Origin of the sequence: Aeromicrobium sp. Leaf272, from assembly GCF_001422865.1 — a bacterium.
Taxonomy (GTDB): domain Bacteria; phylum Actinomycetota; class Actinomycetes; order Propionibacteriales; family Nocardioidaceae; genus Aeromicrobium.
In genome coordinates, this window is record NZ_LMMY01000009.1 from 506,936 (window position 1) to 513,114 (window position 6,179).

The 6,179-nt window shown below is 73.7% G+C and carries 7 protein-coding genes and 1 pseudogene; 2 read left to right on the forward strand and 6 right to left on the reverse strand.

Annotation, left to right across the window (positions count from 1 at the left end):
- Window positions 1-886, forward strand: an 886-nt coding sequence (locus ASF38_RS17865; RefSeq protein ID WP_200914395.1) for an Ig-like domain-containing protein, incomplete at its 5' end; no start/stop codon positions are given.
- Window positions 876-1,538: a GNAT family N-acetyltransferase gene (locus tag ASF38_RS04090; protein ID WP_156366774.1), complete on the forward strand. Its 663-nt coding sequence runs from the start codon at window positions 876-878 to the stop codon at window positions 1,536-1,538. The genes ASF38_RS17865 and ASF38_RS04090, both read left to right, overlap by 11 nt.
- Before the next feature lie 50 nt (window positions 1,539-1,588).
- Here ASF38_RS04090 and ASF38_RS04095 read toward each other — a convergent pair whose 3' ends face one another.
- From ASF38_RS04095 to ASF38_RS17415, 6 genes and pseudogenes are all read right to left on the reverse strand, one after another.
- Window positions 1,589-2,479: an NAD(+)/NADH kinase gene (locus tag ASF38_RS04095; protein ID WP_056556537.1), complete on the reverse strand. Its 891-nt coding sequence runs from the start codon at window positions 2,477-2,479 to the stop codon at window positions 1,589-1,591.
- Window positions 2,476-3,507 carry an SPFH domain-containing protein gene (locus ASF38_RS04100; protein WP_055962935.1) on the reverse strand — a complete coding sequence of 344 codons (1,032 nt, stop codon included), beginning with the start codon at window positions 3,505-3,507 and terminating at the stop codon, window positions 2,476-2,478. Before ASF38_RS04100 ends, ASF38_RS04095 begins: the two co-directional genes overlap by 4 nt.
- 72 nt (window positions 3,508-3,579) lie before the next feature.
- Window positions 3,580-4,086, reverse strand: coding sequence for a hypothetical protein (locus ASF38_RS04105; RefSeq protein ID WP_056556543.1), 507 nt, complete (start codon window positions 4,084-4,086; stop codon window positions 3,580-3,582).
- Window positions 4,083-4,697: a hypothetical protein gene (locus ASF38_RS04110; protein ID WP_055962929.1), complete on the reverse strand. Its 615-nt coding sequence runs from the start codon at window positions 4,695-4,697 to the stop codon at window positions 4,083-4,085. Before ASF38_RS04110 ends, ASF38_RS04105 begins: the two co-directional genes overlap by 4 nt.
- On the reverse strand, window positions 4,694-5,884 hold the full coding sequence (locus ASF38_RS04115) for an MlaD family protein (protein ID WP_056573828.1): 1,191 nt from the start codon (window positions 5,882-5,884) through the stop codon (window positions 4,694-4,696). The genes ASF38_RS04110 and ASF38_RS04115 overlap by 4 nt, the downstream gene beginning before the upstream one ends.
- Window positions 5,884-6,179, reverse strand: a pseudogene (locus ASF38_RS17415) (hypothetical protein); the annotation flags it as partial. The gene ASF38_RS04115 and the pseudogene ASF38_RS17415, both read right to left, overlap by 1 nt.

Below are 6,179 nucleotides of genomic sequence, written 5' to 3' on the forward strand. Positions count from 1 at the left end.
GATCTTCCCGCCCGACGGGCCGTTCTTCCCGCCGCTCGGGCTCGCCGCGGCGGCCGAGGGCCCCACCGGCCTCAGCTCGTGCCCTGGCGACATCACCGGGATCGGGTCGTTCCTGCGCCTCTACACCGCCCCTCCCGGCGCCCGCGTCGAGATCACGCAGTCGGCCGTCCCCGACGGCCAGGCGCTGCTGCCCGACCCGCGCACGGTCGTCGTCGAGCCGTGCGACCTGAACCTGACGCCCGGGTGCGACACCGAGGAAGTCACCCTCACGGCGACCGGCTCCATCCTTCCGGTCACGCGCCCCGACACGGCCACCGCCGAGCAGGGCGGCCCCGCCATCGAGGTGGACGTCCTGGCCAACGACGACAGCGAGGACCCGGACACCGGTCTCGAGGTCACCCCGCTGCCCGAGGGCCGCGGCACGGTCGAGGTCGTGGGCGCGGCCGAGACGCCCGTGCCCGAGCCGACCGAGGGGGTCGGCACCCTGGCCGTCCCCTCCGCCGGCACGCTGCGCCTGCGGTACACCCCGCCCACCGGCTTCAGCGGCACCGTCCCCGTGCAGTACACGGTGACGAACTCCAACGGATCGACGACGGGGACGTTGACGATCACGGTCGAGGCGGCAGACCCCGTGGACCCGGTCGATCCCGGCGATCCCGGCACCGACGACGGTGACTCCGGTGACACCGGCGATGGCGACTCCGACGTCGCGCCGGCCTCCGCCTCGAGCGGCACGCGAGGCAGCACCGCCGCACAGGTCAGGACGCTCCCGGCCACCGGTGGTCCTGATGCGGCCCTCGCGCCCCTGGGTGCCCTGCTGGTCGCCGCCGGTGCCGCCGCACTGACCCGGGCCCGCCGCCGACCTGCCGCCTCGCGTGGCCACTGAGGGGCCGCCACCGGGTGAGCCGGCATGGCCGTACTGGTACGTCCGTGCACTCGGACCGGGCTCTGCGCCGCTGTGGTCCGCCGTGCTGCAGTCGGGGCGGCACGGCGACGGGACGCGCCTCGCGCTGCCGGAGGACGAGGCGCTCGCCGAGATCGAGGGTGAGCCGCTCGTCGCGAGGGCCCAGCACGGTCCCGCCGGGACGGTCGTAGCCATCGAGGTCACCGCGGAGGCCGCACCCAAGGCACCTCCGCTGTGGTTCGCCGAGCTCCGTGAGCCGAGCAGCGAGCCGCCCGCCACGGTCCTGCTCGCGTTCACCGGCCACGGCGTCGCACCCGGCAGCCTCCTCGACCGACAGGCTCTCCGCCAGGTCGACGTGACGAGCGAGGACCAGCTCGGCGCCTACCGCTGGTACCCGTCGTCGGGCTTCGTCGACCAGATCTACGTGACGCCTCGGTGGCGACGTCGCAGCATCGGGACGGCTCTCGTCGCCGCCGCCTCGAGCGTGGTGCTCGCACGCGAGTGGCCGCGCATGTGGAGCGACGGCCAGCGGACGGCGGACGGCGACCGGATGCGGGCCGCCTCGCGCTGGACCGACCGGACGGACGATCTCACCCACCTGATGCCGCCGATGACCCCGTTCGACGAACGCTGACGACAGCGGTCGCACACCCTCCTGCGCGAGGGTCCTGTGGTCGGCCGCGCTCAGACGACGAGACGCAGCCGTCGCGACGACCGGCCGACCGTGAGCCGCTGGCCGAACGACAGCGTCACCGCATCGGCCTCGATGCCGTCGCCGAAGCACACCAGCGCGTCCGACTCGACCGTGACGACGAGCGATCCCTCCGCCTCGAGGACACCCTCGGTCACCGTGACCCCCGTGGCCGGCGACGGCCACGCCTCCCGGACGAACCAGCACAGCCTGGCGTCGGTCGCCGCCGGCAGGTCGAGCGGGCTGCGGCGCTCCTCCCACGCCGAGCGCAGCCAGCCGGTGGCCCCCGTCCCGGTGCCGACGAGGATGCCCGACGACGACTGCCGCTCCACCTGGTCGCCGCACTGCAGCACGTAGCGCGCCGACTGGTGACCGGCGTGCCCGACGAACACCTCGTTGAGGGCCGAGATCATCTGTCCGTCGTCGGTCCGGGCCTGCACCATCGTGCGCTCCTGGACCTGCCGGTCCGCGCGCGCCAGGGCCGCCAGCACGGTCACGACGTCCTCGGGCCGGTGCGGGACGAGGACACCAGGGTTCCAGGCGGGTTCGGGGTTGACGCCCACGACCGGCTGCCCGTCGAGGTACTTGGCCGCGTTCGCCACGAGCCCGTCCTGGCCGACGGCGACCACGACGTCCTCGGGACCGAACACGAAGCGGTCGAGCTCGCTGCGCTCCACCTCCGCACGCCGCCAGTGCAGCGGGATGGCGGCCGAGACGGCCGAGCGCGCCCGGGCGAGGGCCTCGTGACGGTGCTCCACCTCGACGATGTCGCGGTCGCGGGAGGCCAGGAAGAAGGCCGCCTGCTCACGTGTGGCGTGACGTGCCACGAGCTCGTCGAGCTCGGACCGCCGGTGGACGACGACGGCCCTGGGCCGCAGCGTCACGCCGGACCGGGCTCCTCGGCCGCCACCCGGTCGTCGCGGTCACCGAGCCGGTCCAGCAGCGGCGCGAGCAGCTCGGGCGTGACGGTCAGGTGGGTGAGCGGCGGCAGGTTGCCCGCGAGCTCACGCGCGGCGATCGCGAGGATCCGACCCTGGTCGATCTGCGCGTACGACGCGAACGCGGCGGACTCCGCCTCGGCCCGCGCCTCGCCCACCGTGCGCTCCTGGTCGGCCTCGGCACGGGCGAGGACGCCCTGGCGCTCGGCCTGGGCGGCCGCCGTGATGCGGTCGGACTCGGCCTGCTCGGTGGCGCGCCTGCGCTCGTTCTGCCCGCGCTGGGCCACGAGCTCCTCCTCGCGGCGGGCCAGCTCGATCTGGTTGGTCAGCTCGTTCTCGGCGATCGCGCGCTCCTTCTCCACCGCCATGGCGCGCCGCTCGAAGGTGGCTCGGTCGGCCTGCTGCTGCACCGCCTCGCGGGTGGGCGTCTGGAGGGCGCGCTCCAGGTCGGCCTCCGCACGGATGGCGACGACGCGGACGTCGGTGACCGCCAGGCCGCGCTCGACGAGGCGCTGGTCGCCGGCCAGCTCGTCGGCCACGCGCTGACGCACCGGGGAGATGCCGTGCGAGAGCGCGTCGGTCAGCGAGGTGCTCGCGAGGTGGTCGAGCGCCGGCTGCTGCGCCAGCTCGGTGAGCAGACCGCCCAGGCGCTCGAGGGGTCGCGCGTTCCATGCGCCGGTGCGCGGATCGATGCCGAAGTCGATGCGGGTCGCGGCCACGGCCGGGTCGACCACGCGGTAGGTCACCGTCGCCTGCACCGAGACCACCTGGAAGTCACTGGTCCGGGCGGTGAATTGCAGCGCCTGCTCGCGGTCGTCGAGCGGCACCTCGGCGAGCGCGGCGGTGCTCGGACGGAACCAGAAGGAGATGCCGGCTCCGGACTTCGTCGGTCGTCCCCCGCTCAGCTTGAGCACGAACGACGTCGGGTCCGACCTCAAGTGGTTCAGGAACGGACGTCGGGTGATGTCGGCCATGGGTGCCCCTCGCTGTCGGCTCGACTCGGCCCGCTCAGTCTGCCGCACCCGGTCCTGGGCGATGCTCCCGGTTCAGAGGGGGCGCAGGCTGGTGACCTGCCAGGACCCGGAGTCCGACCTCTTCGCCGTGACGGCGAGCTGGGCGGCCGACACGTTCGCCTGGTCCTCGCCGGCCCGACGGCTCGACTGGTCGACGTAGACGAGCAGGCTCGCCCGGTCCCCCTCGAGCTCGGTGACCCCGGCGGCGCTGACCTTGGCGGTGAGCACCAGCTTCTGCCCCGGCGCCTGCTCCTGCAGGGCGGCGAAGAGCGTCGCGTACTCGCTGCGCGCCTTGCCCGCGAGCATGGTCCTCGCCGACTCCTCCGTCGGCGTCGGGTCGGCGTGGTCGTAGGTGAGCACCCGCTCGAGCGCGACCGCGACCTGCGACTGGACCTCCGTCGTGCCCTTCTCGTCGACGAGGGCGGCGTTGTCCCCCGCCGGGCCCGACGTCAGGTCGACGTACTGCCACCACCCGACACCGCCCGCCACGAGCGCGAGGACGGCCACGGCGACCACGACGATCCGCTGTGCGCCCCTCATGAGACGTCCACCGCGAGCTGCTGGAGGTCGCTGACCTTCCACGTGCCGCCGGAGCGCTGGAGCGTAGCGGTGAAGCGGTTGCGCTTGACGACCGGCTCGGCGTCGACGTCCGCGCCGTCGCGGACGGTGGTCTCGACCGACGCGATGACCTCGGCGGTGGCACCGTCGACGTCGAGCACCGCTGCCTCCACCACGCGACCCTTCGAGATCTTGCGCTGGTCGGCGAGCAGCTCGCGGTCCTTGGCGTCCAGCCCGGCGAACTGGTCGTGGAGCGTGCCGGTGGTGACGGCCTTCCAGCCGTCGAGGCCGGCCTGGACGTCGCGGTAGTCGAGGCTGTTGAGGGTGGCGACGTCGCTCGTGGTCGCGATCAGCACCGCGTCCCGCGTGCGCGCCAGCTGCAGGTCCTCGCTGTGCGCGGCGGTCCACCACGCCACCGACCCGCTCAGCGCGACGACCAGGCCCAGCGCCACCAGCACCCAGCCGAGGACCCACGGCTCCCGCTTCTGCGCCCCCGGTGCCGGCGGGCCGGCCTCGTCCGGTGGCACGGCGTCGTCCGTCATCGACTGCTCCCCCACGTCCTCGCGCTCGGCGAGCGCGTCCTTCGTGCTCATCGTGCACCACCCATCAGGTCGGACAGCGAGTCGGCCATGCGGACGTCGGCCGTGACGGCCGGGCCGTCGGGTGCGGTCGCCACCGACGCCTGGCGTCGGGGCGTGCCCTTAGGTCCGCGGACGTTGGAGGCCTTCGCCGACGAGCGGCACCCGGCCTGCAGGTTGAACGAGGAGCCACCCGACGTCTGCGACCCGGGCCGCGGCGTGGTGCCCCCGTAGCCGGTGGTGCACGGCAGCGGCGAGAAGTACGACTGCGAGAGCGCGAGGTTGATCCCCCGCGAGCCGGTGACCGTCCATCCGATGCTGAACGCCTTGGGCGCGGTCACCAGCGCGTCCTGGACGCCCCCGGCGTTGATGCCGAACACCTGCGCGGGGGTCACCAGGTTGGCGAGCACGACTCCGAGCGGTCGGCCGACCTCCTGGAACAGCACGTCGATCTCGCGAGCCGCGGCGGGCGTGTTGTCGATGAGCCGACGCAGGTCCCCGTCGGAGGACTCGAGCGTGGAGGCGATGGTGGCGAGGTCCGCGCTGAACGAGCGGATGCTCTGCGACGACGCCTCCTGCGTGCGGAGCACCCGGTCGGAGTTCTCGATCAGGCCCCGCGTGGCGACGAAGTTCCGGTCGGCCGCCGCCTGGAACTCCTGCGAGCTCTCCAGCAGCGAGCCGAAGTCGAGCGCGACGCCCTGGGAGGCCTCGTAGCCCTCGTCGATCACCGACGTGAGCGCCTCCTCGGGCACGGAGGACACGAACTTCTCCCCGGACCGCAGCACCCGGTCGATGCCCGGAGGCTGGGACTCCTCGCCCGCCGACAGCCGGTCGCCGTCCGCCAGGGCGGCTCCCCCGGTGGTCCCGCCCTGCAGGTCCACGTACTGCTCGCCGATGGCGGAGCGGTTGACGACCTTGGGCGCGGCGTCGGCCGGGATGCGCGGGGCGTCGCCGTCGATGGACATCGTGATGCGCACGCCCTCGTCGGTGGCCTCGAGGCTGTCGACGCGGCCGACGGGCACTCCTCGGTAGGTGACCTGGCCGTTCTCGAAGGCGCCTCCGGCGGAGGGCAGGGCCGCCGTCACGGTGAAGCCGGTGGAGAACGGGTTGATGCCCACGTACGTGGCGCCGAGGTAGGAGGTGGCGACCAGCCCGAGGACCACGAAGGCCACGATCTGGGCTCTGATGCGTCCGGTCAGCATCACTGCTCACCCTCTCGAGGAGTCGTGGTCGGTTCGACCGAGGGCGACGGGGAGGGCGACGGGCTCGGCGAGCCGTCGGGGGTGGGCACCGTGGCGCTCGGCACGGGGATCGTCGGTGCGGGTGACCCCGGGGCCGGGGAGGACGTGGGCGGCAGCAGGCTCGGCGGCACGTCCTGCTCGTCCTCGGCCGCCTCGAGCCGCTCCTCCAGCAACGCCTTCGGATCGAGTCCCTTGCGACGCGCGCCGCTCATCGGGTCGTCCGGGTAGTTCGGGTCCTGGACCTGCGCCCAGGCGC

Bases quoted from the DNA above. Each gene is read 5' to 3' on its own strand.
- ASF38_RS04100 (WP_055962935.1), bottom strand. From the start codon at position 3,507: ATGGCCGACATCACCCGACGTCCGTTCCTGAACCACTTGAGGTCGGAC.
- ASF38_RS04105 (WP_056556543.1), bottom strand. From the start codon at position 4,086: ATGAGGGGCGCACAGCGGATCGTCGTGGTCGCCGTGGCCGTCCTCGCG.
- ASF38_RS04110 (WP_055962929.1), bottom strand. From the start codon at position 4,697: ATGAGCACGAAGGACGCGCTCGCCGAGCGCGAGGACGTGGGGGAGCAG.
- ASF38_RS04115 (WP_056573828.1), bottom strand. From the start codon at position 5,884: ATGCTGACCGGACGCATCAGAGCCCAGATCGTGGCCTTCGTGGTCCTC.